The organism is Clostridium sp. AF28-12, from assembly GCF_003435225.1.
In the GTDB taxonomy this organism is placed as follows: Bacteria; Bacillota; Clostridia; order Lachnospirales; family Lachnospiraceae; genus Pilosibacter; species Pilosibacter fragilis.
In genome coordinates this window covers 242,284-267,438 of sequence record NZ_QWGJ01000002.1, presented here as the reverse complement: position 1 = coordinate 267,438, position 25,155 = coordinate 242,284, and the positions used below count along the sequence as shown (strand labels likewise).

The window sequence follows — 25,155 nt, the reverse complement described above, 5'->3', positions numbered from 1 at the left end:
GAATACTGACGGAACATACAATATAGGTTCATATCCTGGGGATCACCCCCGCTTGCGCGGGGAATACACTAAAAGAATCCCTTATTTACAGCATTTTTCCACTCTCTGCCGCTAAATTTCATTTAGTTTCTCATATACTTGAAATGTCGTAATACAATCACTTAATGCCCTATGTTCCTCCTCAACTTTTATCTGGAAATAGTCTGCCAGTGCATGAAGCTTATAATCATCAATATCGTCGATTCGCCTTCTAGCAAGATCTAATGTATCTTTTGCTGGATTTTTCAGATTCATTCGATTGGTCTTTCGACAAGCCTCCTTTAAAAAGCTACGATCAAATGCAATATTATGTCCCACTATTGCGCTTTCTCCAATAAATTTACAGAACTTCTCCATCGCCGAAGAAAGAACCACCCCCTTTTCCTCAAGAATCTCCTCTGTAATCCCCGTAAGTTCAGTAATTACTTTTGGAACTCCTTTTTCTGTTTTTACTAGAATCTCCAATTGGTCTGCAATTTCGTGGTTAATGATTCTGATCGCCGCCAACTCAATAATCTCATCTGATGAACTATTTAATCCTGTTGTCTCTAAATCTATCACCACATAACCTTCTTGTCGTTCTTTGTTTGCCCTATATTGCTTTTTCTTAATCAGCATTTGCTGAACTTCTGCCCTGCTTGCACGCGCTTTTGTTTCGCATCGTGCCTGTTCTGGACGCATAACCAATTGTATTCCATCAAAATCCACAGGTTTCCAGGATGAGTTGTGAACACAGAATTCCATTCCCTGTTCATTATTAGTATTATATACCATTGTTGCCCGTCCCTGGGACAGATTCTCACAGATTCGTGTCCAAAGTATTTCCCGAATTCTTGCGCTCACCTTTCCAACGTATACTCCTGTATTGATCTCCATAAGCCACTTTGTAAGATCTCCGCGCAGCTTAGGTGGGCAATCTGTCAGCGTTACAACTACCATTATTCACCTTCTTCAAGATCTTCTCCATATGAACGTCCATTTTCAACTTCCCCGACTCTGTTATCCCACAAATACACTGCATCTGAATCCTCAGCTTCTCCTTCTTTGGCAAGCAAAGATTTGATATCGTGCACCATTTGTTTCAGAATATTCATTTTTACCATTTTATCTCTGGTTTTTCTCCGCATCACAGATGGAATTTCTTCCTTGGGGATCGATGAAGCCACTTCAAACGCTAACGGAATCGTGATATCTGCCTTATATAAATCTGCAATATCATATACAAATGAATTTTCATGTCCGACATGTACAAATCCTAGCCCCGGCGAGCACCCTAACGCAGCAATTACCGCATGTGCCAGACCATAAAGACATGCATGACCGGCGGATAATGCCTGATTAACAGGATCTCCACTTGTAAAATCCTCTGGATCGTATTCGCGCCCATTCCAAGGTACATTCCACTCTTTTGATGCTCTTTTATATACTGCACGAATTCTTGCTCCCTCCCGTCCTCTCAACTGCTGAAGTGTAAGTCGGGAAACATCTTCATTTGGAAATCGCATGCAATACATCTGCCTGACAACATTTAAATGCATTCTCATGTTGCTGACTAATTCTGCCTGTCTCTGCAAAAGTGCCGCACGATGGGTGAGAGGACGGCCCGATGCATAATAACGCACCCCCTGTTCTCCCACCCATATCACTGTGACACCGGCATCTCCAATTAATTCCATCGCTCGATGAGTGATCTTCGTTCCAGGTCCCAACATAATCACACTGATCGCTGCTGCCGGTACAAAAACTGTTCCTCTATCATCCGCAACTGTGATTGCACTATCTTGTCGATTTAGTACACATCTCTCTAAGTAAAGAAATGTCAGTCGATCTGCAACCTGCGGCAGCATCTGGATTTCCGGCCGTATCATTCCAGGAATATTTGTCATACTGTTCCCTTCTCTACATGTACCAGTGTCATAAGACCTACTCCATATGCCTTTTCACGTCCAATACCATCTGTCAGCACTTTTCGTACTTTCTCTTCATCCACTACTTTTAAAATGCCTTCATATGTTACAGACAGCATACTAACCTGATTCTTTCCAACAGTCTTATTAAAGTGGTACCATTTAGATTCCCTGATCTCAAAAGAATCTTCACTCACTGCAAAGCCATGCAGTTCCCCCTGTTTTATAAGCCATTTTCGCTGATTATTTGCCGTAGTATGTGCACAAATTCTGCCTCTTTGATCCTTTCCCGCAGCTTTCTGGTAGGTTGGATTTGCCGTCAAGCGAAAATGCCACCGTGAATCAGCTTTGATTTTCTCCAGAAAAGGATCATACTCTTTCGTTGCCCATCCTTCACCTTCCGGTGCAAATTGAGTTATCGCTTCAGAGAGATCTGGTTTTTCCCGACTCAGAATAAGCAAATAATAATTACCATTAAGTTGATCGATTCTCCATAGATTTCTCTGCCGAACCGCTTCCGTCATATCAAACGAAGACTCAACTGCTCCGTGGAACAAGTTTGGTGAACTTAACGCCTGCAATGTTTTCCTTTTAGTCACATCCAATGTCATTCTGCTTAAATACAAACCAATCACCCCAATTCTGCCATTGGATCATGGCATTGAAGCGGTTCTCGCACCGCTCGATATTTCTCTGTCACTTTTCGAAACATATGCTTTCTGTGCTCTGGATTGTAGGATATCGGTAAATCCTTAACAATATTTCCGTCTTCTCCTTTTTTTGCATCCATCACTATGCGTACTGTTTCAATTGATTCATTCCGAAATTCTTCTTCAAGCAAAGCTTCTTCCAATTCCAATTTTCTGATACCAAGGCATAATCTTCCGGTCGGCGGACACGATCTTCGTCCCAGATATAACGGAAACACTGGATTCAATAATGCATATTCGATCTTTTTCAAAAGTTCTTCATCCACACTTTCAAAACCTACCAGAAATTCTGCATCCGCAAGATAATAACGGTTTGTGACATATGATTCTCCCTTTTTTGATCGTACCATGTGAAAATCACGCACAAAATGCCCCTCTTTATCAACACGCACACCAAATCGTAGTGTTGCTAACTGGCTCACCATCTCATCATCATCTCTCTTGATTCCAAGTGCTGCACAGATAAGTCCAATCACCCCGCTTTTGCTGGGTTCCCGTCCTGTCCGACGAATATCAAACTTCGAATCAATTCCCCATGATTGAAGTGGTGCTGCCAACCGAAGCAGCAATGTACTCATTATTCCTTCACCTCTTCCAGATCATTCAAAACCTGTTTTTCCAGTTCATCTAATAATTTTGTCAAATTCATTGTTGCCGCAAGCGGCTCCAACTCTCTTCCCACTGCAAATGCCATTTCCGGTTCATTTACATAATCTTCATAAGATTCCTTTGCATAATCAATCAACGACTTTATTGATTGCTCCACATATCCACCCTTTGTGATAACAGGTTTCTCAAAAGCGCCTGCCATATTAACCGGCTGATCTCTGCGAACCGTCACATAAACAGCATCCGGACGTGTTCTGTTTGCAAATGTGTTTTGTTTTCCTGTCGGCATGCTAGTGATAAATGCCTCTGCAAAATTTCTAACTGCTTTCGGAGTATCTTCTCCCAAGTATCTTACAAGTTCTGCTGCATTCACAGTCGCATAACGATATAAGGTAGATGAATTATATTCTACCGTACCAAGATGTCCTGCCCCGGAATTGTCTTCCGATGTACAATCATCAACAGCCGTAAAGTAATCATATTCATTATGTACAGCATGTGTTGATATAGCATGAGCCACTTGTGCCGCCGCATCATAATTCAAGGAAGGTTCATCTGCCACCATGCGGCCAAACAATGCGAGATCAACTGAGGGGTAGTTTTTTAATGCCTCCTGCAATTCTTTTTTATCCTCTTTTTCAAATTTTCCATCCGGATGGGCAATGGCCTTTTCTGCCAGTTTTTCAATTTGTTTTGCACTAATAAAAAACAGAGCTCCTGTTTCTACTTTTCCATTTTTCTCTGTTAATTTAATTCCGGCTGCTTCTAATACCTTTTTTGCCAATTTTTCAGTACTCTGAATTTCCGAATCCAGCTCAGATATTTTCTTTGCAAGCAGATCTACAATTTTCTTTGTTCGAATTCCCTTTTCTTTTTCTGTATACATATCAGCAAACATAAGGCGCATTGCACGTTTCCAAGACTGACTTGAAACCCTCGCTCTGGTTACACCACCATAAATTGCTGTCTTAGGACTGCCTGTATCATCACGATTTACGCAGCTCGGCGGAAGTGTTTGAATTACATGAAGATCAATATACAAATTTTTACTCATTTTCTTTTTTCTCCTCTTCCTGTTTTACTACTCGATAAAAATCCTGTCCCCAGCGAAGCTTAACCTTCTGGGCACCATTCTCCGTTTGAAATTGATATAGATCATATGCCAGCTGAATGTAGTCCATCGGCACGCCCTTTGCCCGCAGAAGCTGTACTAATCCTCGAAGATAATACGCACATTCTTCCATATCTGCCGATGTTGCAAAAACAGTAAATCGTTTTCGAATTCGTGCCAGTTCTGATTCATCCTGCAAAGCCGCCAATTTTCTAACTGCTTTTCCTAATGATTGCTGTTCACTATGCATGTTATTTTGATGAATATCACTTCCCTGCTGATGCAGAGCATACATGCATAAGGAAAGGGATACCGCCCACTCAGCCCAACTGGGTTCTCCATTTCTGCTCATCAATTCTTCTGGAAATCCGTTAAATAAAAGTTCCCACATTTCAGGAACTTCTCCGGGCTTTTTTCCAATTCCATGACGAAGCTGGGCCAGTTCTCCTTTGACGCGTGCATCATTCGGCTCATTCTCCCATTGTTTCAGACGCATGGCCATATACTTTCTGACCATCTGTCCCTGGTTTCCCATACAATAATCCCTCCTTGCTACAGCTCAAAACATTTTTTTAATGACCACTTAAATATATTAAAGGCACTTGAAGATGAATAATAAACTTTTCTTTCAACTCCATCCTTTTTTTCTTGTATTTCCCGGCCAACAAAAGCCTTATCTCCTGCTTGTTCAACATAGTTCATACCAAGCTTTTCCGCTATCCGATATGCCTGAATTCTCCAATCGCTTCGAATGTTCTCATAATAATCAGAATCACTCTCACCTATCGGATCCAGTTCCTTTAACCAACTGCGAAATGGTATATCTATCTGGTAAAAGTACTCTTCTTTTCCATATTGAGTTTTTTCACCTGAACAGTCTCCTGCTGCCTTCTTTAAGTCTTCTATTAAATGATTCACTATATTTGCTGCTTTTTCACATTTTTCAATTTCTTCACGTATGATTCTTACAAGAATTTTCCCATTTACAGTTAATAAGTCTGTGTGAAATTCCAGGTAATCGCCAAGAACATCTTTTACAAAAAAGTCTTTGTCCCCATATTGTACAGAGGCTGTCTTAAAACAAATGATTTTCTTTTTATCAATCATTTTCTTATCTTTCAACCAAGCGACCCATTCAAGTACTCCCGGTGTTCTGTTTTCCTGATCTGAAATAACAAGGTTTGAAAAATCGCGCCACATCTGTTTTTCTGGCAAATGTCTTCTTGGCTGATAATACGGAGCGGCATTTCCTTTCGGCTCATATCTTTTCCATACAGTCATTTGTTCCATATATGCTGCTTCTTTTGGAAAAAAATCACCTCCCAACACATAATAACCACTGACCCCTTGCTCCTCTTTTTTTAGAAGAATTCTTCTGGATTGTACTGTCAGTAGTTCTGCCTGATTTGATGGGACCGCGATTTCAGTTCTCTCCGCATCCTTAACTGTTTCTGCTTCCCACACAGGCTTTGGACTGCCCCAACATTCTTTATCTGAAATATTAACCAATACAAGATTCAACATCAGGGTTTCAAATAAATTATTTCCATCTGCATAAATTAATCCCAGTTTACCAAGCCATCCTGTTCCGGGTGATGGGAGTCCCTTTTCCTTTGGCTTTGCAGATGTATCATCATATCCATTCAGATACAACAACCATCTGGCTGCTTCTGAATTACTTAAAAATTCTTTTTCTTTTCCCGCACGATTTGAAAACAAGCGCAGCTTATTACTACTCTCTGAGATTTCACCATTTAACTTTGCTGCTTTACATTCTGTTCCAATTGCAGCTTTCGGTACCTGGTAAAATGGCCTGTCACTATCGTATAGATAAAAACGTTCCTTCCACTTTGTTAAATATTCCCGAATCGGTTTTTCCGGAAGTTTTCCTTCATTCCAAATTTCTTTCCACCGTTCATATGCATCCTCTGTTTCAACAAGTTCATCTTCATTGCCATCTGTATCGTATCGGTAAACAACCGTTTGCAACACAGCCAGAAGCAATCTTAACACCGCAACATCCTGCGTCGGCAACTCTCCGGCCAATCTTCGGTACTGATGTGCATGGAGCAACACGTCCATCAGTGAAAGTTCCTTCACTTCTCCATTTTCTTTCATGACGCAAATCCATGGTTCGTCTAATAAATTATATTTTTTATCATCCACATTTCTCAACCTCCCATTCTAAGCCCTTCTTTTCATCATAAAACAGCTGAATCTCATCCAAACTCGCGTGATTTGTCGCATCTAAAAATAATATCAGCTCACCTTCAAGCATAGGGTTGTTTTGCCACTCTTTTGTATGCTGTTCCATATCTATCCGCAATTGTTTGACTACACGCTCTGCACACCATGGCTGTGCTAATCTTTGAGGAAGGCGGAGTTTTTGCTCTGATATTTCTCTGGCTTCGTCAATTGATATTGCTTCCCTGAGATTATATTTTTTCCCTTTTAATTTTCCGGCAATTATAGATACAAAACCAGCTTCTGTTTCTCTTACAACAATCACTTCTATTGATGGATTTCCGTCTCGCACTGCAGCCTGTGCCTTTACATCATCAAGCCCGACTGACTTGTCCAAGAGCCCAACCAAAGTCCCTCCATATTTTCCTATCTCTGGTTTCTCCAGACAATATGGTTTCGCATTCTGCTTCCTAAGCATACACTCCTTCTTATACTCTTCATATGCAGGCTGAAAGCGTTGATTCTCATCTATTTCGCAATAGGTTTTCTGTACCAGTGAGCAGATATCGGACGGTATCATAATCTTTTCCGGCAGGAGCGCTGATGTTTGCAACAGCAGATACTCTCCATAAACTGCTGTTGCTCCCTTTTCCAGATTGTCTAACTCTGAATTCCATACTATACATCTAGCACTTTTAAGCATTTCCGGTCTTTTTCTCTCATGGCGATGAAGACGACCGATTCTTTGCAGCAAAAGATCCATTGGACATAGATCTGTTATCAGTACATCAAAATCAAGATCCAATGATTGCTCCAGCACCTGGCTTCCAACTACAACCACATCTCTTCTCTGCTCATTCGCCGAATGTTTTCCAACACAGTTCAAAATTTCTTTCTCATGTTCAAGTCGATCCGGAAGGATAAACTGCGAATGATCAATCAATACTTTTGCTTCCGGAAATTTATCCTGTATGAATTTTGCAATTTTCTGCACTCTTGAAACAGTATTTAATATAATTCCCATACAACCGCCATGTTTCAATACATTGCGGACTTCTTCTTCCAGTTGTTCTTCATTCTCTCTAACGATCTGAACAACCTTGTCTTTTTTATCATAAGGAATTGGTATTAATTGTACCCGTTCATGATCTGACCATGAAATCAACGGGTATGAAGTTGTTTCCTTAATCAAGGCATTTTTACATTTTTTCTTTCCGGCATATGCCTGCATCAAAGCCAATCGTTTATCCCCCGGGAGCGTAGCTGACAAAAGAATTACTGGAATATGATAAATCCCCAGCCACTGCAAAATACTTTCCAAATATGTATTCATATAAGGATCAAATGAATGGCACTCATCAATCACTGCAACTTTTCCTGCAAGCCCCAGATGACGAAGCATCACATGTTTCTGCATCAATGCTGCCATCAAAAGCTGATCGATTGTGCCAACCACAATATCGGATAACATTCTTGTTTTCTTTCCTCTGAAAAAGCTATGAACTATCAAAGCATCCTGATCATCGTCTTCTATGCAGACATCCCCATATTCCAGTTTTCTAAAATCTTCATTTAATTCCGCATTGGAATGATAAAGCTGGATCGAAACCTGATTAATATCTGACTGACCTGTTAGCCAGGAACTGATTCTGGTAAACATGGCATTCGTTGTTGCCTGTGATGGGAGAAAAAAGGCAATTCCTTTTAAATCGAAACGATTCATAAGAATCTCAGCTGCTGCAAGAGCCGCCTCCGTTTTTCCTTCTCCCATTGGTGCCTCCAGAATGATCAATCCTGGTTTTTCCATTCTGGCTACAACACCATACATTTCCTTCTGTACTCGATTTGCAGTAAAATGGAACCTCTCTTCAAAAAAATCCTCCTGTTTCCACGCAGAACCCATCAAACATCCGTCGGGCAGATTAAGATACCTCATTGCGTCCCTTGACCGATTGTTATCATATGGTTCTGTATCATCTGTTACAGAAAGCAAAGGAAAATAGTAGCTGTTGCTTGCAATCCAATCTGCCATAATCAAAAGGCCGCAAAAAATCATCTGAGCCGCTTCCGAAATATCTGGAATCTCTCCCTTTTCCGAATATCCCGCCTCTTCTAATGCCCATTTCAAAAGTTCCTCTTGCATTTTCCGCCATATAGAATTTTTATCTCCATATTTTTTTCGTTCCAATGTTAATTCATCGAATGCATCATCATCCATGTTATTGGGTTCGGGAGAACCATGGTGTGCGCCTACAATCGCTGCCACTGATTCCGGATATCCCATTGCTCGAAGAAGGACAGCCCCTGCATGTGCATGTTTAATATCCATCTGTGTTTTATTCAAGTTTGTTTCGATTCCGGCCATTTCTTGAAAACACTTGATGTCCGGAAGCTGTTCCAATATTCTTGTCTGGAATGCCGGGATACCTTTCCCTATATCATGCAGTAATGCGAGCAGTTTTGCTAATCGTATTCCCTCTTTTCTCGAAATCTCCATCTCATCATATACAGAGCCCGGTAACCATCTGCTCGATAGGTATTCTATAACTCCAGCTGTATCTTTTAAGTGATCTAACAGTGGAAGCCACAAATTATCATTATCCCTGCTGGTCTTTGCTGCAAGCAAGCGAATCTCAGGAATCATTTATACCCTCCATGACAATTTATATTTTGAATCATATAATATATTCTAACACCACTGGTATTTTTGTAAACCATAAGCCATATAATATATTCAAAATTCCATAGTATTTCCTCTGTTACGCAAAACAGGCAGCCGACCCATCCCTGAATCAACTGCCTATTCCCATTCATCAAATATACAATTTTTAAATTTTCTTCTTCTCTTCCTTCTCCAAAATCTTCGCCTCTTCCATCATCTCTTCTGCCTCCTCCTCTGTCTCCTCCGGAGTCTCATCTTCTATCGGAAGTTCACCGATGCTGATAAAGATCCGCGCGACAGCAAGGGGAATAAAGCCTACGCAGGCACCGAGGGCGTTGCCGAAGGCAGCTACACCGGTGACACCAAGGAGGGCGCCGAGAAAGAACATAAGTACCGTGTTGCTGTAGAGCACGGCTTTTCTCTTAAATTCTTTATCTTTTGTCAACGCATACTGCGTCCAGCCGAGGACGGATTGTTTGAAGTTGTTTGTGATGAAGACCGTCGCGCTGTTGAAACCATCTGCGCCGGAATATACACCCCACTGGAATGCTGAACAGAAAAAGATCGGGTAAACACCCGCAATCGGCGAGAACCAATCCGGCAGCAGGGCCGTAAGTCCGAGACCGGCCGCATCCACCCAGATCGCCAGCTTCCGCATATGTAAGTTTGTATAGTTTGTCAGCATATAGGAAGCGATCACACCGCAGGCGAAGATCACCATCGCCAGAAGACGAAGTCCCAATTCCTCCCATTCCATAAATCGGACGTTCGAAGCCATCTCCATCAGGTTTCCTGTCTGTGCAGAGCCGAAGACTCCGGCATGGGAAAGGATTGCATAACCGCCGAGGAAACCGCCCACAAAGGAAATATTCCAATGCAGGATCGCGTCCAGACGTCTTTGAATCATTTTTATCATAATCTGTACCGCCTTTCTGCGCATGATTATATCATGAATGCTCTGCCCCTTCAACATAAAGACATGTTCTAAATTGCGTTCATACATCCAAAAAAGCGGGAAGCGATATCCAGCGCCTCCCGCTTTTTCTAAACAGCCATATCCTGATCCAGATTTTATGCCTGCTTCTCAACCTTCGTAAACTTTTCCGCGATCTTAAGAAGCAGCTCCACTGTCTTCTCCATGGACTGAATGCAGATGAACTCATACTTTCCATGATAGTTATGTCCGCCGGTACAGAGGTTCGGACATGGAAGTCCCATGTAGGAAAGCCTTGATCCATCCGTGCCTCCGCGGACCGGATTGATCGCCGGAGTCTCGATGCCAAGCTCCTTAAATGCCTCAGCAGCCACATCCATCAGGTACATATGCGGACGGATCTTCTCAGCCATATTGTAGTAGGTATCTGCGATCTCCACCTCGACGGTTCCCTCACCGTACTTCGCGTTCAGGAACTCGCCGATCTTCTTTCCGAGCGCTTTCCTCTCCTCAAACCGCGTCATATCATGGTCACGGACGATATAGTGGAGAGTTGTATTCTCCACATTTCCACCGATGTGGTTTAAGTGGAAAAATCCCTCGTACTTCTCAGTATACTGCGGCTTCTCGTTCTCCGGCAGCATTGACTGGAATTCCAGACCGATCAGGATCGAGTTTTTCATCTTGTTCTTCGCGCTGCCCGGATGAATGTTGCTTCCATGGATCGTGACTTTCATGGATGCCGCGTTGAAGGTCTCATACTCCATCTCGCCCCAGGCGCCGCCGTCAACGGTGTAAGCCACATCTGCGCCCCAGCCGGGAACATCAAAGAAGTCAACGCCGTGTCCGACTTCCTCGTCCGGTGTGAAAGCGATCTTGATGGTTCCGTGCGGGATCTCCGGATGTGTCAGAAGTGTCTCTGCCATGGTCATGATCTCGGCAATTCCCGCCTTGTCATCTGCACCTAACAGTGTCGTTCCGTCGGTGGTGATCAGATCCTGTCCCACATAGTTTTTTAAGAATGGGAACATCTTTGTTGTCATCTTCACTCCGAGCGCCTTATTTAAAGTGATATCCTTTCCGTCGTAGTGTTTGACGAGCTGCGGGCGGACATTCTCATCCGGACAATCCGGTGAAGTGTCCATATGCGCGAGGAAGCCGACGGTCTGGCAGTTATAATCCCCGTTTGCCGGAATCGTTCCGTACACGTAGCCGTGCTCACTCATGGAGACGTCCTTCACCCCGATATTCTTTAACTGTTCGGACAGAAGCTTCGCCAGCGCGAACTGTTTTTCCGTACTCGGAACTGTCCCCGCATCCTCTGCGGACTGCGTATCGAATGCTACATACTTGAGGAAATAATCAACTACTTTTGACATAACCCTTCTCCTTTACCGTATCATTATTTATCAGACATCCACGATCTTTTTTACTGACCGCGGTTATGTCCCGCAGCAGCCTGCTTCGTCCGGATCGTTCCGGATCCACAGCATCACTGCTTCACAGGAATTTTCCGCTGTTGCGGTTTTATCCTGGCCGTTCCTTAATAGTTTCCCCTAAGGATCTTCGCAAGCTCTGAATTTTCATCCAGAATGATCGTCTTATTATCTCCCTTGAGACTCGCCTTTAACGCGTCCAGACTGCGGATATAATTATAGTAATCGGCCTTTCCCTCGTCATTGTACGCGCCGGAAAGGATCCTCATATACTCTGCCTCGCCTTCCGCCCGGATCTTCTCCGCCTGGGCCTGCGCCTCGGAGATGATGATGGAGACCTCTTTATCCGTACTGTTCTTGATGACATTGGACTGGTACTCACCGTCTGCGATATATCCGGCAGCGATATTCTGCCGTTCGGAGATCATACGCTGGTAAACAGCCTCCTTGTTGGAATCCGGGAGGTCTAAAAGCTTCGTCTCCACCTTTTTTACCTTGATTCCGTAGCTGTCCAGAGAAGAACCGATCTTTTCTGTGATCATCTCTGCCAGCTTTCCGTCACGGCCGGAGATCACATCTGCCTGATCCGTGGAGGAAATGACATTTTTTACAGCATTATATACAACGACGGAAATTCGGCTTTCCGCATTTGCTTTGTTCGCTCCGAGTCTGGAAAGGTATGCCAGCGGATCTGTAACACTCCACAATGCAAAGGAATCCGTTACCATCACCTTTTTATCCCTTGTATTAACTTCACTCGGAATAAGGTCATAGATCATCTCATAATTAGGAATCGACTGTGTTGTCTGAAGAAACGGGATCTTAAAGCTGAGACCCGGCGTCTCGACCACCCGGACCACTTTTCCGAACTGGAGAATGAGCTTATACTCGTCATTGTATGTGCTCACCATACTTCCCTGAAGCAGAACAACGATCAGAAGAAGAACAACGATTCCTATGATTCTTTTTCCTGTCTTTTTCATTTAGTTCCCTCCTCCCGTCTGTGCTGCGCTGCCGGAAACTGCCTCTGAAAATGGTTCTAACGGCAGCAGCGTCTGTGTGCCGTTTCCGCCGGTGATGATGACCTTGAGATCCGGAAGAACTTCCTCCATAGTCTCATAGAACATACGCTTTTTTGTGATCAGCGGGTACTTCACATACTCCGCGTATGTGTCCTCAAAACGCGCCACCTGTCCGTTTGCCTCGTTGATCCGCTGTTCCTTGTATGCCTCGGCATCCTGCAAAAGCTTATCGGCCTTTGCCTTCGCCTCCGGAATGTTCTCAGACTGATATTTCTTTGCGGAGTTGATCGCCGTCTCCATGCCCTGTTTCGCATCCTCAACCGCCTTGAACGCATTCGCCACATCATCTCTCGGCATTTCCGTATCCTGAATCGACACGTTGTAGATTCCATATCCGATATTTTCCTCGACAAGACGGTTTGTGAGCTGCTCTTTGATCCGCTCCTGAATCTGAGTCTTTCCGGTAGTGATCACATCATCAACATTATAAACGCCGACGGTATCGCGGATATAGCTCTGAGCCAGGTTCTTGATGATAGACTCGTACACACTTCTGTGGCGCACCGCCTGAACCGGATCTGTGACCATGTATTCCACATAGAAATCCACGTTTGTCAGATTGAAATCCTTTGTGATCATCAGGCTCTCGTTCTCGATAGATACCGGATTGTCTATGGAGGCGCCGTCCGCCCGGGCCGGGTCCGTCGTGTAGCCGATCTGCATACCCGTGATGGCTTTGGAAACCTTAGTCACGCGCTGGATCACCGGAATTTTAAAGTGAAGACCTGATGCCTCCTCCACTGCCGGTTTTCCGAACGTGGTGACCACCGCCATCTCCTCCTCGGAAAGAGTATAGAAGCTGTCGAAGGAAAGCACTGCCGCCGCGAGGACGATCACAACCGCAGTCACCGCAAGACCTGTGTGCTTCGGGACCCGGATCCCCGGCCCCTTCTTCTTCTTCTCCTTCTTCCCGGAACCTTCCTCCGGCTGTTCGTACACCACGCGCTCTGCCTTATTTTCTTTCCGCTTCTTTGCACCCGCAAAGAGTTCGTCCAGTGTCCCGTTCTTTTTTAACGCCCGGAACACGAACGCCGCGATCACAACGAGCCATATGACCATCTCAATCATTCGCTGTCTCCTCCTTTTTCTTCCTTCCGGTCAAGATCCTGCTGGATCCCTTCCAGGTAATGGACATACATGTCCCGGTGGCTCCGGATCCTGTACGCTTCCGGCACCACCTCATCATAGGTAAAGCTTTTTCTTCCGCCCTCTTCCATCCGTACCCAGAAACGGTTCACCACATCAAAAGGAACATAATAGATCTCGTTCTCCGCTGTGAAGGAGAGGATAATGAAAGCAATTCCGCCCTGGGCTTCAAATTCCTTCATGAATGCGATCTGGTGCGGGTGGATATTCTGGAGTGGGAACGTACTCACCGCGCATTCCTTCGCGTCAAAGCAGACCGGAATCCCCTGAACCGCACCGATATAGTCGACCGTACTTTTCATGTCGAAGTACGCCAGCGTGATATGACGGCTCTTTTTGTCGATCTCGATGGGCGTGATCGGGGTCGGGATCTTCTGGATCAGAGCCAGCTTCTTTTCCCGGTAGCTGTCATTGGTCCGGTTGAGCAGATCTTCCAGCGTGGAGCCACGAAGGCCCCTGGTTTTCCATGTTCCCATAGTTGTTCCTTATCATCAATGCAAATATTTTTGAGTGATTTACATAAGTTTTTTATGTCAACCAGCTGTTTGTCACATGTCTGTCCGGTGCTGCCAGATTTTATGGCGACCTGATCCCTGTCTCTTTCAGTACCGAACCAAAATATCCCGGCAGCGGCGCCTCAAACACCCGCCCGGATAGATAGACAAACGGTTCCGCAAGTTTCGGAAACTCCAGACGGTAAGAATGTAAGAGCTGATACTTCACGGTCCGCCCTGATGGGTTGACTTTCGAAACTCCGCCGTACTTGAAATCCCCTACGATCGGATGCCCAAGAGACGCTAAATGGGCGCGGATCTGATGGGAACGTCCTGTCAGAAGTGTCACTTTAAGCAGCGTAAACCTTCCATCCGTTGCGATCGGCTCATATTTTGTCCGGATCCGTTTCGGCTCCTCGTCTCCGCCTCTTCCTCCAAAGCGCTTTGCCTCCGCCTCCGTGAGGATCCGCACCTGATTCTTCTTCTCATCCTTTAAAAGCCAGCCGTCCACCGTCTTCACATCCCGGATCTCGCCGGATACAAGACACTGATAATACTTGTGGATCGAGCGGTCTTTAAACACGCCGGAAAGCATCTGAAGACCCGCCAAAGATTTTCCTGCTGCCACGATACCGCTGGTATTCCGGTCCAGACGGTTGCAGACCGACGGGCGGAACGCGCGCAGCCCGCTCTCCGTGAGCTTGCCGCTCCCCAAAAGATAATCGATCAGATACTCCACCAGAGACTCATCGGTCTCCTTAGCCTTCTGCGACAGCATACCCGCCGGTTTGTTGACCAGAATGATCTCGTCATCCTCATAGAGAATATCGAGATCTACTTTCTTTACCTCCTGCACCTGAACACTGGAAAATTTTTCAATGGTGTCCTCCGCAAGAAACAGCTTCACGACATCGCCTTCGGCGAGTTTTTCATTTCCCTCACACTTTTTCCCGTTCAGCGTGATGTTCTTCTTGCGCATCATCTTATAGAAAAAGCTCTTCGCCGCCTCATTCATGTACTTCGCAAGGAACTTATCCAGGCGCTGTCCCGCCTCGTTCTTCTCAATCACGATCTCTCTCATTTTTTATTCCCCTACATGGAAAGACTCTTTAATAACTTTAAAACATGCGGAGCGCTTCCGTCATCCTCTTCCTCTGTGACGGTCTTAAGCTCAGAAAGCCTCCGTAGGAACTTTTTCTCCTCGTTCATGACCTTCGCGTTTCCGTCCAGCTTCCAGCCCACCAGCATCTCGTTTAAGAATTTTTCCGCCTTCCTCCTGTCCACGTTTTTGTTCGGACAGTAGAGGTAGACCCCGGTCGGATGGACAACCGCAGCGTCCACCGGCATGATCAGGTCATTCGATGTAATGATCAGATCGTATAAGATCGGAAATTTCTCCTCGTATGGAACACACGCGTCGTGAAATTTCTCCGGGACCTCCGGGATCCTCGCTGCAACAACCAGAGGGGATGCGAGGTTTGCCATCGGCAGCACCGTGAGGATCGCACTGATCGTGACAAGATTTTTATAGATCTGCGCCGTGATAAAGTTTCTTAAAATAAGCTGCGCAACGATCGCCAGAATAAACAGTACCACAAAGAAAAGCTGACGTTTCTTATGGGCGGTACGGTAACGGTAAGTTCCTTTTTCCAGTCGTAATTTCAAGTTTTTTCCTCTTTTCTGCTATACTTTGTAAATTTTCAGTGCTCTGTCCCGCAGCCGGATGTTACCAGTTGATAAACCCCATCAGGATCTCATGCGGAACGATCCGGCAAAGAACATAGAATGCTTTCATCCACGGACCATATACCGAGATCCGTTTGCCCTTCATACTGTCCAGGAGAGCTTTTTTCACTACTCTTTTCGGATCTGCCATCGTGAGTTTCTTGATAGGTGCAAGCTTTCCCCCATTGAGAGCGATCCCGAAAAACTCCGTCTCGACCGGTCCCGGACAAACCGCCGTCACATAGATCTCCTTCTTTTTTAACTCGGCAGCCAGAGCCCGGCTGTAACTCAGCACAAAGGACTTGGACGCGGCGTAGACCGCGAATCCCGGCTGCGGCATAAACGCCGCAGCGGAGGCAAACTGGATGATCCGGCTGTTCCCTGAGATATACGGAAGTACCATCTCCGTCACCGCCACCAAAGCCTCATCGTTTAACCGCACCATTCCGGTGGAGAGACTGCCCGGGATCGTTCCCGCAGCACCTGTTTTTCCATATCCCGCGCCGTTTACGAGGATCTTCACATTCGGCTGTTCCTGTTTTAAAAGTCCGGAAAGCATGCAAAGGTCTTCCTCGTCTGAAAGATCGAACGGCAGGATCCGCAAGGACACAGGAACCTTTCCAACGAGCTCCTCCAAGCGGTCCTTTCGTCTGGCGATGACCCAGATCTCCTCCAGTGCCGCAAAGTGATCCGCAAGGAGATACACCATCTCCCTTCCCATTCCCGACGACGCGCCGGTCACGATCGCAATCTTTTTTCCACTCATGAAATCTGCCTTTCTAAAAATATGGTCGAGCTGTATCAATGCTCATCTTTTTACAGATCCGCGCAGGATAACGCCGTTATTTCTTCCGTCCTCCCTGCTTCGGCTTCGGTCTTCTCCCACCGGTCTGTCCGGCCATTCCCTTTGCTCTGCCGGATAAGACCTGGCGACCTTTTCCTTCCCTTTTCCCGTTCCCGGGCTTTTTTCCGGTCCTCGTTCCGACTTTTTTTCTATCTGCGATGTCCTTCGTCATCTTCCTTGGCTTGATCAGGCATTTCTGGTCAAATCCGATGAGATCCTCTCTTCCGGCCTTGATCAGTGCCTCTTTTACAAGATCATAGTTGTCCGGATTCCGGTACTGGATCAGGGCACGCTGCATCGCCTTCTCATGCGGGTTCGTCGGCACATAGACCGGTTCCATCGTCCGCGGATCCAGCCCTGTATAGTACATACATGTAGAGATCGTCGACGGTGTCGGGTAAAAATCCTGTACCTGCTCCGGCATGTATCCAAGATCCCTTAAGTGTTCCGCAAGCTCCACCGCCTCTTTCAAGGTGGAACCCGGGTGGGAGGACATCAGGTATGGAACGAGATACTGCTTTAATCCCAGCTTCTCATTCATCTTTTTATATTCCTGAGCAAACTTCTCATAGACGGAATTCTCCGGCTTTCCGAGAAGTCTGAGCACCTGATCCGAGACATGCTCCGGGGCAACCTTCAGCTGTCCGCTGACATGGTACATGCAGAGTTCTCTTAAAAAATCCTTTTTCTTGTCCGCGAGAACATAGTCAAAACGGATGCCGGAACGGATAAATACCTTCTTCACCTTCGGCAGCGCCCGGAGTTTTCTTAAGAGGGCGATATAATCCGTATGGTCCGCGATCAGGTTTTCGCACGGCTTCGGGAAGAGGCACTGTTTTCCAGGACATGCTCCGTATTTCAGCTGTTTTTTGCAGGCCGGAAAGCGGAAGTTCGCCGTCGGGCCGCCCACATCGTGGATGTATCCCTTAAAATCAAGTTCCTTTGTCAGGTATTTCGCCTCATCGATGATCGATGCGTGGCTTCGTACCTGAATAATACGCCCCTGATGGAACGTCAGCGCACAGAAGCTGCAGCCGCCGAAGCAGCCACGGTTGCTGATCAGGCTGAATTTCACCTCCGAGAACGCCGGGATCCCGCCTGCCGCATCGTAGGACGGATGCCACCGCCTCATATAAGGAAGTGCGTAGACATCATCCATCTCCTGAACAGAAAGCGGTTTTGCCGGTGGGTTCTGGACAACATAAAGGTTGTCCCGGTACTGCTCCACAAGACGTTTTCCCGAAAAGGCATCCGTATTTTTATACTGGATATTGAAGCTTTCCGCATAACGTCTCTTATCTGTTTTGATCTCATCATAGGACGGCAGGGTAACCGCATCGTATACGGAATCCAGACTGTCTGTCTTATAGACAGTTCCGTCGATAAATGTAATATCCTTCACATCAAGACCGGAGTTCAGCGCGTCCGCGATCTCAACGATAGACTTTTCGCCCATTCCGTAAGAGATCAGGTCTGCCTGGGAATCCACGAGGATCGAGTGCTTCACCTTGTTCGACCAGTAATCATAGTGGGCCAGGCGCCGTAAGCTCGCCTCGATCCCGCCGATCACGATGGGGATATCCTTATAAACAGAACGGATCAGGTTGCAGTAAACCACCGCCGCGTAATCCGGCCGCTTTCCCATAACACCGCCCGGCGTGTAGGAATCCTTATCGCGGCGTCTTTTTGAGACGGAATAATGGTTTACCATGGAGTCCATATTTCCGGCGCTCACGAGGAAGCCGAGACGCGGTCTTCCGAGAACCTGGATGCTCTCTTTGTCCTTCCAGTCCGGCTGGGCGATGATCCCGACCTTGTATCCGTAGGATTCCAGCACACGGCTGATGATTGCGGAACCGAAGGACGGATGGTCCACATAGGCGTCTCCACAAACATAGACGAAATCACACTGGTCCCAGCCTCTTTTTTCCATATCTGCCCGACATACCGGGAGAAAATCATGTATCATATGTTATGTCCTTATTCATTTTATCGTTGAACCGGCAAATGAGCCAATCTTATAAAAACTACAGTAATTCTCTGTAATCAGAGATCACCGCATCCGCAAGCTCTCTCTTCTCATCCATCAGATCTGCCGAAAAATCATCCTCCATGGCGATCACCGGCATCCCCGCCGCTTTGCCTGCCATGATCCCCGCCGGGATATCCTCAAACACGAGGCAGTTCTCCGGCTGCACACCAAGACGCTTTGCGACTTCGAGGTAGATATCCGGCTCCGGCTTTCCGTGAGCCACCTCACAGGCTGTCACCACCGCATCAAAGTATTCTTTCACCTTCAAAGATGTCAGGACCGCATCTACGATCTCGCTTCCGTTGCTGGTCCCGATCCCTGTGCGGATCCCGTTCTCCTTACAGTATTTTAAAAATTCCAGCACACCCGGCTTCAAGGGTACTTCATGACGGTACTTGTCGATCGACATCCGGGTCCAGACTGCCTTGATCTCGTCAAGACTTAACGGGAGATCAAACCGCTCCTTAAAATATACCGCCGTCTCCGAAAAGCTCATTCCCTCGATCGCTCTCTGGATATCGTCCGGGCATTCATAGCCGTAAGCTCCCAAAAATTCGATATCGATCGCCTCCCACATCCACATGGAATCCACCAGAGTCCCATCCAGATCAAAAAGCACCGCCTTTTTATTTTCCAAAAAATTCTTTATCATAAGTTTTCCAACAACTCCCGTTCTTTATCCGTCAGTTTCCGGTATTCCCCGGTCTTTAAAGCATCATCGAGCTTCAGCGGCCCCATAGACAAGCGTTTTAAGTGAAGCACCGGACAGCCGGTCTCCTCCATCATGCGCTTAACCTGATGGAATTTCCCCTCGTGAAGCGTGAGCCGCACGAGACTCTCCGCCGCTGTCCCCGTCTTCCGGTCCTCCGCTCTTCTCTCTAAGATCTCCAGCTCCGCAGGCATACAGGAAAGTCCGTCCGCAAGCGTCATTCCTTCCCGGAACTTATCTACCGCCTCATCTGGGACAAAGCCCTCGCATCTCGCCTCATACACCTTATCCACGTGATGTCCCGGTGAGAGAAGACGGTGGGCCAGCGCCCCATCGTTTGTGATGAGAAGCAGACCTTCTGTATCGATATCAAGACGGCCCACCGGGAACAGGTCTTTTCGGCTTTTTTCATCGATAAGATCCACCACGGTCTTTCTGCGGCGGTCCTCCGTCGCGGAGATCACGCCCTGAGGTTTATTTAAAAGGTAATATTCCAGTTCCACGTATTCTACCGGCGCATTGTCAAGACAGATCGTGTCTTCGCCTTTCTTTATCTTCGTCTCAGGCTTTTTTACGATCACACCGTTCACCGTGATCCGTCCTCTCCGAATCATCTCCTTGAGCTCCGTCCTCGTCCCTTTTCCCATATCAGCCAGATATTTATCCAACCGGATTGCTTTTTCCAAGTATTTCTCTCCTTCCGAATCCCGTGCTTTTCTGGTCCAGTCCGTATTCATTCTATTGGGAAATGCAGAATTCCCGGAAAATATGGACTTTTAAATAAAAAAGCACACTATCTTTATCATATCAAAATTCCGGTGAAAGTACAATGAAAATAATAGAAAGAGTTTATCTGGTGTTACAGTTCAGCCATGCGCTGGTTTGAATGAGAAAGTGTGTTGCAAGCTTGCTTGCATAAGCATTTTTTCATCCAAATCAGCATATGGTGGAACCACCAGGCTTCTTGTTTTCATGAATATGAAAACAAGAAGATGTAATGGCTGAACTGTAACTATCTGGGGCACCCGGTAAACCTGATCTAAATATCCTCATTAGGAGTATTTATGATAAAGACATCAATCCTGGCTCTTTTCTCCCTGCTTTTTATGATCTTTCACGCGGGCCTTGTGACAAAAGGTGCAGCAGCAGGACTTCTTTTGTGGTATTCTGCAGTGGTACCGGCGCTGTTTCCATTTATGGTTCTGTCCTCCATTCTCTCTGCCTCCGGCGGGATCTCCTGGCTTATGCAGCCGTTTACGGTGGTTTTCCGTTTCTGCGGGCTGTCAGCAGACGGATGGTATGTTCTCCTCACAGGGCTCCTCTGCGGCTGCCCTATGGGCGCAAAAACGTGCGCGGACTTTCTCGCGGAAAGGCGGCTCAGCTCCAGTGAGGCAAAGTTTCTCTTCGCCCTCTGCAATCACCCGAGTCCGATGTTTCTCGCAGGTTTCGTCTATCCCATGTTTGCCGCTCAGTTGCCGCTTTTTTGCTTTGTCTTTGCCATTTACACGCCGCTCCTGCTGCTTGCTATCCCGGCACACTTCATTTATCACGCTCCTTTTAGTCCTGAATCCATCCCGGAAAATTCCGGTATTTCCCAACAACATCCAACTCCGAATTCCGCCAATGCGTTTTCTTCAAAGCACACACGATCAGATAAATCGTCCAGTTCTGCACTTTCCCTGGATGCCGCGATCCTGAATTCCGCAGAGATTCTTGTAAAGATCGGCGGCTACCTGATCTTTTATTCCATTTTGATCCTTGTGATCCGGAATACTCCTGAGATTCCAGCCCCAGCCCGTCTGTTTTTCTCTGGCGCAATGGAGATCACAACGGGGATCCGTACTGTCAGCGATTCTCTTACATATCCATATTCCGCTATCGCAGCTGCTGCCATATTCTCTTTCGGCGGCTTTTCCGCCATGTCGCAGACAAATGCAGTGATCCGGATACACCGATCCTCATCGGGATCCGCCGGCAGGACGGTCTCCTGCGGCGGCCGGCAGAATTCTGTACACGAAAAAACTGCCGGACTCTCCATCCGGCAGTATCTTCTCTGGAAAATTGCCCACGCCTCCCTGACAGCTGCCGTCATGGCAGTCCTCACCGGTGTTCTGCGTTTTTCCATATTTTAAATTCGTTTTGTTTCCATCAGCGATTCTGTACAGACTGACTGCATTAAGCGTTCTTACCATCGGTCTCCGGCGCAGCGTCTTCCTCTTTCTCTGTGATGATTCCGGAGGAAAGTTCCTTTCTGTTGGAGGAAACGATATCGTAGCTGGACTTCATGGAGTTCATGAACGCGTCGAAGCGGCCCTGGGCGCCTTCCATTGTGTGGTTCATAATTGTCTGAAGGCTCTTTAACATATCATCTGTGTACTGGATAGATCCCTGACGGACACTGTTTGCGTCAGCGACTGCGTTGTCAACGATAGTCTGGGCCTGGGCCTGGGCCTGCTCGATGATCTCATTTGCCTGGGCGTAAGCTCTCTGCATGATCTCGTGCTCGTTTACAAGCTCGTTTGTCTGGGCCGTTGCCTCTGCGAGCATTGCGTCTGCCTTGCTGTGGGCATCAGAGAGGATCGCATCCTGGTTGCTGATGATCTTCTGATACTGCTTGATCTCATCCGGGATTCTTAAGCGAAGCTCCACTAAAAGCTCGTCCAGCTCCTCTTTGTTTACGATGATCTTTGTTGTAGATAACGGCTGAAATTTACAGCTGTCGATATATTCCTCAATTTCATTGATTAACTGTTCAATTCTGCTCATGTCGTTTCCTTTTCCTTTCCCTTACACCTGACTGCCTTGTCTCTCACGCAGTCTCTTATGTACTTCATCCGCCACATAAGGTGTTACAAAATTCGAAATATCCCCGCCGTAAGCCGCAACTTCCTTTACGGTACTGGAACTTAAGTACGCGTACTCAAGGCTCGTGGTCAGAAATACTGTGTCTATGCTGGTATCCATCACGCGGTTTAACTGGGCGATCTGGAGTTCATATTCGAAGTCAGTGATCGCGCGGAGTCCACGGACAACGGCGTTGGCGTTGCATTCCTTTGCAAAGTCAACGGTAAGTCCCGCAAAGCTCTTTACCTCCACGTTCGGAATGTCTTTTGTGACCTCTTCTAACATCTTAACACGTTCTTCCACAGAAAACAATGGCGTTTTCGCGCGATTATTGAGAACGCCGATGATCAGATGATCGAATAATTTTGATGCCCTCTTGATAACGTCGATATGTCCCAGTGTGACCGGGTCAAAACTTCCCGGATAGATTGCTGTCTTCATGATTTTTGTCTATGCCGCAGGCTGCTGCGGTTTATCTCCTCATTTTATGTGTTTTTTCTGGCTTTGTTCTGGCAATTTCCAGCCTGTGATCTATCATTCGTACTGGTCACTTCATTACACTTTCTTAATCTTAAGGAAAACATGTTTATTCGTCTTATATTCTTTGATCTTCACGATCTCATACCCGAGTGCACCAGCCCAGGAAAAATCCACGTCAAGAGCTTCCTCAGCGATGATCAGCGTCTCTTCGTCCGCGAGACAGGTATCCTTTAATGCCTCAAGGACTTTTTTCGGAAGATCCATCCGGTACGGTGGATCCATAAAGATAAAGTCAAACGACTTTCCATCCCGGTCAAGTCTCCGAACTGCCTCTGTCACATCCGCAGACATGACCCTGGCCTTTTCTTCCAGGTGGGTTGTCTTTAAATTCTCCCGGATGCAGGAAATCTGTCCGTCACCCTTATCGACAAAGACCGCTTCCTTCGCCCCGCGGCTTAATGCCTCGATCCCGATCGCGCCGCTTCCCGCGAAAAGATCCAGGAATCTTGCCCCGTAAAGGTCATTCTGAAGCATATTGAACAGGGTCTCTTTTATCCGGTCCGTGGTGGGTCTTGTCTCCATTCCATCCACCGTCTTTAAAAGCAGCCGTCTCGCGCTGCCTGCAATCACTCTCATATTTCAACCTCTGAATATTGCAATTATTCGTAACTGTTCTGCATGTCTGCGCACTTGCTACGCTGACCGTAAGAAAGCATACCCATTATAATCGCATTTTTTCTATTATACAAGTATTTTTTGCTGTAACATACTCAGTTACTGTCTGCGGCAAGGCGTGAATCGTGACACGGAAAAAGCCCTCACAGGGCAGATGGAACTGATGAGGTCCCGTCTTTCCTGCGAAGGCTTTCCGGATGCTCAGGCTTTATTTACCTGCCATCTTCTTTTCCTGCTCTTCGATCATCTTCTTGACCATATAGCCGCCGACGCTGCCGTTCTGGTAAGAAGTCAGATTGCCGTTGTAGCCGTTTGTGAGCGGTACTCCGAGCTCATCTGCGATCTCCATTTTGAATTTGTCCATCGCTTCCTTTGCTTCCGGAACTACTACACGGTTAGAAGAACTGCTTGTGTTAGACATAAGATACGCCTCCTTTTAGTGTAATGCCTTTTACTGCTTTCGCATCGGGCATGTTTGATGGTACGTTCCTAGTATGATCGTCCTGAAAAATAATACACTGGAAGGTTTTGTGTGAAATGTCGTTTTCTTGCAATTCAACCACTTCGTGCTGTCTGTCGGCTCTGCCTGCAATTCAATATCAGCGGCTTCGAGACTTTTTATCTCTCTTTAAGTGCAAGAAACGCGCAGAGATTCCCTCGTTTCTCCCCCATCGCCCTGTGGGAAAACAGCTTATCCGGGTTGCACTTTGTGCAGATATCTGTGACGGAAATATTCTTTGACGGCACTCCGGCTTCCATCAGGATTCGGCGATTTGCCTCCCAGAGATCCAGCTGACGCTTCCCGATCACGCCGCTCTTAGACGGGAAGACAATGTGTTCACAATCCTCTTTCGAAAATGCATCACGGAAGTTGTCCGCCACATCTTCCCCGACCTCATAACAGTCGCTGCAGATACTCGGTCCCACGCAGCAGATCAGGTCTTCCGGGACAGTTCCGTATTCCTGCTTCATCGCATGTATCATCTTTTCCCCCATGCGGTTCACGGTTCCTCGCCAGCCGGAATGTGCGAGACCAATGGCATGGTGTTTCGGATCTACAAAATATAACGGGACACAGTCCGCAAAAAATGTCACAAGCGTCACGCCCGGCATGTTCGTCAAAAGTCCGTCGATATCCCGGTAGTCCCGGTCCTTCACAACGCCTTTTCCGAGATCATCCGCGGAGACGACTCGGATATTTGTCGTGTGGGTCTGCCAGGTTAAGACCATTTTTTCCCGGTCTACACCGAGAGCCGCCGCCATCCTGCTGTAATTCTCCAGCACATGTTCCCGGTTATCACCGCGGGTAAAGGAAAAATTCATGGTCGAATACCAGCCCTCGCTGACACCGCCCATTCTCGTGGAGAACGCGTGAGTAACGATTCCCGTGGCATCAAGTACCGGAAATGTCAGATATGTGACACCGCTCTTTGTCACTTCTCTCATATGATCCGCCGCATCTGTTTTTCTGATCCACTGATTCATAAATTTTCCCCTTTCCGAGATATCTCATGCAAAAAACATAAGACTAT

25 protein-coding genes and 1 CRISPR repeat array (1 of these 26 only partly in view) are annotated in these 25,155 nt (G+C 46.6%); of the genes, 1 reads left to right on the top strand and 24 read right to left on the bottom strand.

The window, feature by feature from the left end; genetic code table 11:
* Nucleotides 1-67: a CRISPR direct-repeat array (repeat unit 28 nt; unit sequence GGATCACCCCCGCTTGCGCGGGGAATAC); it reaches 1,124 nt to the left of the window's first position.
* A 44-nt stretch (nucleotides 68-111) separates the two neighbouring features.
* The 19 genes from cas2e to DWY93_RS03340 form a co-directional block, all read right to left on the bottom strand.
* Nucleotides 112-978 (bottom strand): type I-E CRISPR-associated endoribonuclease Cas2e, encoded by an 867-nt coding sequence (gene cas2e / locus DWY93_RS03430; protein WP_117471793.1) that lies wholly within the window; start codon nucleotides 976-978, stop codon nucleotides 112-114.
* Complete coding sequence (gene cas1e, locus DWY93_RS03425; RefSeq protein ID WP_117471792.1) at nucleotides 978-1,925, bottom strand: type I-E CRISPR-associated endonuclease Cas1e; 948 nt, start codon at nucleotides 1,923-1,925, stop codon at nucleotides 978-980. The genes cas2e and cas1e overlap by 1 nt, the downstream gene beginning before the upstream one ends.
* Nucleotides 1,922-2,581 (bottom strand): type I-E CRISPR-associated protein Cas6/Cse3/CasE, encoded by a 660-nt coding sequence (gene cas6e / locus DWY93_RS03420; protein WP_181968481.1) that lies wholly within the window; start codon nucleotides 2,579-2,581, stop codon nucleotides 1,922-1,924. Before cas6e ends, cas1e begins: the two co-directional genes overlap by 4 nt.
* Complete coding sequence (cas5e, locus tag DWY93_RS03415; protein ID WP_117471790.1) at nucleotides 2,578-3,234, bottom strand: type I-E CRISPR-associated protein Cas5/CasD; 657 nt, start codon at nucleotides 3,232-3,234, stop codon at nucleotides 2,578-2,580. The genes cas6e and cas5e overlap by 4 nt, the downstream gene beginning before the upstream one ends.
* Nucleotides 3,234-4,319 carry a type I-E CRISPR-associated protein Cas7/Cse4/CasC gene (gene cas7e / locus DWY93_RS03410; RefSeq protein ID WP_117471789.1) on the bottom strand — a complete coding sequence of 362 codons (1,086 nt, stop codon included), beginning with the start codon at nucleotides 4,317-4,319 and terminating at the stop codon, nucleotides 3,234-3,236. Before cas7e ends, cas5e begins: the two co-directional genes overlap by 1 nt.
* Nucleotides 4,312-4,911, bottom strand: a complete 600-nt coding sequence (casB, locus tag DWY93_RS03405) for a type I-E CRISPR-associated protein Cse2/CasB (protein ID WP_117471788.1) — start codon at nucleotides 4,909-4,911, stop codon at nucleotides 4,312-4,314. Before casB ends, cas7e begins: the two co-directional genes overlap by 8 nt.
* A gap of 17 nt (nucleotides 4,912-4,928) precedes the next feature.
* A complete protein-coding gene (casA, locus tag DWY93_RS03400) occupies nucleotides 4,929-6,542 on the bottom strand; it encodes a type I-E CRISPR-associated protein Cse1/CasA (RefSeq protein ID WP_117471787.1) in 1,614 nt (537 codons plus the stop codon).
* Nucleotides 6,535-9,204: a CRISPR-associated helicase Cas3' gene (cas3, locus tag DWY93_RS03395; RefSeq protein ID WP_117471786.1), complete on the bottom strand. Its 2,670-nt coding sequence runs from the start codon at nucleotides 9,202-9,204 to the stop codon at nucleotides 6,535-6,537. The genes casA and cas3 overlap by 8 nt, the downstream gene beginning before the upstream one ends.
* A 184-nt stretch (nucleotides 9,205-9,388) precedes the next feature.
* On the bottom strand, nucleotides 9,389-10,138 hold the full coding sequence (locus DWY93_RS03390; protein ID WP_117469568.1) for a YoaK family protein: 750 nt from the start codon (nucleotides 10,136-10,138) through the stop codon (nucleotides 9,389-9,391).
* Between the two features lie 155 nt (nucleotides 10,139-10,293).
* Nucleotides 10,294-11,535: a peptidase T gene (gene pepT / locus DWY93_RS03385; RefSeq protein ID WP_021904388.1), complete on the bottom strand. Its 1,242-nt coding sequence runs from the start codon at nucleotides 11,533-11,535 to the stop codon at nucleotides 10,294-10,296.
* 164 nt (nucleotides 11,536-11,699) lie between these two features.
* A complete protein-coding gene (locus DWY93_RS03380; RefSeq protein WP_015554456.1) occupies nucleotides 11,700-12,575 on the bottom strand; it encodes a protease modulator HflC in 876 nt (291 codons plus the stop codon).
* A complete protein-coding gene (hflK, locus tag DWY93_RS03375; RefSeq protein WP_015554455.1) occupies nucleotides 12,576-13,742 on the bottom strand; it encodes an FtsH protease activity modulator HflK in 1,167 nt (388 codons plus the stop codon). It lies immediately after the preceding gene.
* Complete coding sequence (locus DWY93_RS03370) at nucleotides 13,739-14,296, bottom strand: Holliday junction resolvase RecU (RefSeq protein ID WP_015554454.1); 558 nt, start codon at nucleotides 14,294-14,296, stop codon at nucleotides 13,739-13,741. Before DWY93_RS03370 ends, hflK begins: the two co-directional genes overlap by 4 nt.
* Before the next feature lie 100 nt (nucleotides 14,297-14,396).
* Nucleotides 14,397-15,395, bottom strand: a complete 999-nt coding sequence (locus DWY93_RS03365; RefSeq protein WP_117469567.1) for an RluA family pseudouridine synthase — start codon at nucleotides 15,393-15,395, stop codon at nucleotides 14,397-14,399.
* An 11-nt stretch (nucleotides 15,396-15,406) separates the two neighbouring features.
* Complete coding sequence (locus tag DWY93_RS03360) at nucleotides 15,407-15,979, bottom strand: O-linked GlcNAc transferase-like protein (RefSeq protein WP_242990510.1); 573 nt, start codon at nucleotides 15,977-15,979, stop codon at nucleotides 15,407-15,409.
* Between the two features lie 61 nt (nucleotides 15,980-16,040).
* A complete protein-coding gene (locus tag DWY93_RS03355; protein WP_117471785.1) occupies nucleotides 16,041-16,805 on the bottom strand; it encodes an SDR family NAD(P)-dependent oxidoreductase in 765 nt (254 codons plus the stop codon).
* Between the two features lie 76 nt (nucleotides 16,806-16,881).
* Nucleotides 16,882-18,852 (bottom strand): YgiQ family radical SAM protein, encoded by a 1,971-nt coding sequence (locus DWY93_RS03350; protein ID WP_117471784.1) that lies wholly within the window; start codon nucleotides 18,850-18,852, stop codon nucleotides 16,882-16,884.
* Nucleotides 18,853-18,910: 58 nt separating this feature from the next.
* Nucleotides 18,911-19,567, bottom strand: coding sequence for an HAD family phosphatase (locus DWY93_RS03345; RefSeq protein ID WP_117471783.1), 657 nt, complete (start codon nucleotides 19,565-19,567; stop codon nucleotides 18,911-18,913).
* Entirely contained in the window at nucleotides 19,564-20,310 is a 747-nt protein-coding gene (locus DWY93_RS03340) for a pseudouridine synthase (RefSeq protein ID WP_343220151.1), read from the bottom strand. Before DWY93_RS03340 ends, DWY93_RS03345 begins: the two co-directional genes overlap by 4 nt.
* Before the next feature lie 378 nt (nucleotides 20,311-20,688).
* On the opposite strand from DWY93_RS03340, the gene DWY93_RS03335 reads away from it, so the two are divergent.
* Nucleotides 20,689-21,756 carry a hypothetical protein gene (locus tag DWY93_RS03335; protein WP_117471781.1) on the top strand — a complete coding sequence of 356 codons (1,068 nt, stop codon included), beginning with the start codon at nucleotides 20,689-20,691 and terminating at the stop codon, nucleotides 21,754-21,756.
* Between the two features lie 43 nt (nucleotides 21,757-21,799).
* Here DWY93_RS03335 and DWY93_RS03330 read toward each other — a convergent pair whose 3' ends face one another.
* From DWY93_RS03330 to pgeF, 5 genes are all read right to left on the bottom strand, one after another.
* A complete protein-coding gene (locus DWY93_RS03330; RefSeq protein WP_117469561.1) occupies nucleotides 21,800-22,390 on the bottom strand; it encodes a vacuolar family H+-ATPase subunit H in 591 nt (196 codons plus the stop codon).
* 21 nt (nucleotides 22,391-22,411) lie between these two features.
* Complete coding sequence (gene coaD / locus DWY93_RS03325; protein ID WP_015554446.1) at nucleotides 22,412-22,909, bottom strand: pantetheine-phosphate adenylyltransferase; 498 nt, start codon at nucleotides 22,907-22,909, stop codon at nucleotides 22,412-22,414.
* Nucleotides 22,910-23,023: 114 nt separating this feature from the next.
* A complete protein-coding gene (gene rsmD / locus DWY93_RS03320) occupies nucleotides 23,024-23,584 on the bottom strand; it encodes a 16S rRNA (guanine(966)-N(2))-methyltransferase RsmD (RefSeq protein ID WP_117469560.1) in 561 nt (186 codons plus the stop codon).
* Between the two features lie 247 nt (nucleotides 23,585-23,831).
* Entirely contained in the window at nucleotides 23,832-24,044 is a 213-nt protein-coding gene (locus DWY93_RS03315) for an alpha/beta-type small acid-soluble spore protein (protein WP_117469559.1), read from the bottom strand.
* A 197-nt stretch (nucleotides 24,045-24,241) separates the two neighbouring features.
* Nucleotides 24,242-25,108, bottom strand: coding sequence for a peptidoglycan editing factor PgeF (gene pgeF, locus DWY93_RS03310; RefSeq protein ID WP_117471780.1), 867 nt, complete (start codon nucleotides 25,106-25,108; stop codon nucleotides 24,242-24,244).
* Nucleotides 25,109-25,155: the final 47 nt, after the last annotated feature.

What these genes read in the sequence shown, in the direction of transcription:
- cas2e (WP_117471793.1), bottom strand. Translation starts at nt 978, where the DNA reads ATGGTAGTTGTAACGCTGACAGATTGCCCACCTAAGCTGCGCGGAGAT.
- cas1e (WP_117471792.1), bottom strand. Translation starts at nt 1,925, where the DNA reads ATGACAAATATTCCTGGAATGATACGGCCGGAAATCCAGATGCTGCCG.
- cas5e (WP_117471790.1), bottom strand. Translation starts at nt 3,234, where the DNA reads ATGAGTACATTGCTGCTTCGGTTGGCAGCACCACTTCAATCATGGGGA.
- cas7e (WP_117471789.1), bottom strand. Translation starts at nt 4,319, where the DNA reads ATGAGTAAAAATTTGTATATTGATCTTCATGTAATTCAAACACTTCCG.
- casB (WP_117471788.1), bottom strand. Translation starts at nt 4,911, where the DNA reads ATGGGAAACCAGGGACAGATGGTCAGAAAGTATATGGCCATGCGTCTG.
- cas3 (WP_117471786.1), bottom strand. Translation starts at nt 9,204, where the DNA reads ATGATTCCTGAGATTCGCTTGCTTGCAGCAAAGACCAGCAGGGATAAT.
- DWY93_RS03390 (WP_117469568.1), bottom strand. Translation starts at nt 10,138, where the DNA reads ATGATAAAAATGATTCAAAGACGTCTGGACGCGATCCTGCATTGGAAT.
- pepT (WP_021904388.1), bottom strand. Translation starts at nt 11,535, where the DNA reads ATGTCAAAAGTAGTTGATTATTTCCTCAAGTATGTAGCATTCGATACG.
- DWY93_RS03380 (WP_015554456.1), bottom strand. Translation starts at nt 12,575, where the DNA reads ATGAAAAAGACAGGAAAAAGAATCATAGGAATCGTTGTTCTTCTTCTG.
- hflK (WP_015554455.1), bottom strand. Translation starts at nt 13,742, where the DNA reads ATGATTGAGATGGTCATATGGCTCGTTGTGATCGCGGCGTTCGTGTTC.
- DWY93_RS03370 (WP_015554454.1), bottom strand. Translation starts at nt 14,296, where the DNA reads ATGGGAACATGGAAAACCAGGGGCCTTCGTGGCTCCACGCTGGAAGAT.
- DWY93_RS03365 (WP_117469567.1), bottom strand. Translation starts at nt 15,395, where the DNA reads ATGAGAGAGATCGTGATTGAGAAGAACGAGGCGGGACAGCGCCTGGAT.
- DWY93_RS03355 (WP_117471785.1), bottom strand. Translation starts at nt 16,805, where the DNA reads ATGAGTGGAAAAAAGATTGCGATCGTGACCGGCGCGTCGTCGGGAATG.
- DWY93_RS03350 (WP_117471784.1), bottom strand. Translation starts at nt 18,852, where the DNA reads ATGATACATGATTTTCTCCCGGTATGTCGGGCAGATATGGAAAAAAGA.
- DWY93_RS03345 (WP_117471783.1), bottom strand. Translation starts at nt 19,567, where the DNA reads ATGATAAAGAATTTTTTGGAAAATAAAAAGGCGGTGCTTTTTGATCTG.
- DWY93_RS03335 (WP_117471781.1), top strand. Translation starts at nt 20,689, where the DNA reads ATGATAAAGACATCAATCCTGGCTCTTTTCTCCCTGCTTTTTATGATC.
- DWY93_RS03330 (WP_117469561.1), bottom strand. Translation starts at nt 22,390, where the DNA reads ATGAGCAGAATTGAACAGTTAATCAATGAAATTGAGGAATATATCGAC.
- coaD (WP_015554446.1), bottom strand. Translation starts at nt 22,909, where the DNA reads ATGAAGACAGCAATCTATCCGGGAAGTTTTGACCCGGTCACACTGGGA.
- rsmD (WP_117469560.1), bottom strand. Translation starts at nt 23,584, where the DNA reads ATGAGAGTGATTGCAGGCAGCGCGAGACGGCTGCTTTTAAAGACGGTG.
- DWY93_RS03315 (WP_117469559.1), bottom strand. Translation starts at nt 24,044, where the DNA reads ATGTCTAACACAAGCAGTTCTTCTAACCGTGTAGTAGTTCCGGAAGCA.
- pgeF (WP_117471780.1), bottom strand. Translation starts at nt 25,108, where the DNA reads ATGAATCAGTGGATCAGAAAAACAGATGCGGCGGATCATATGAGAGAA.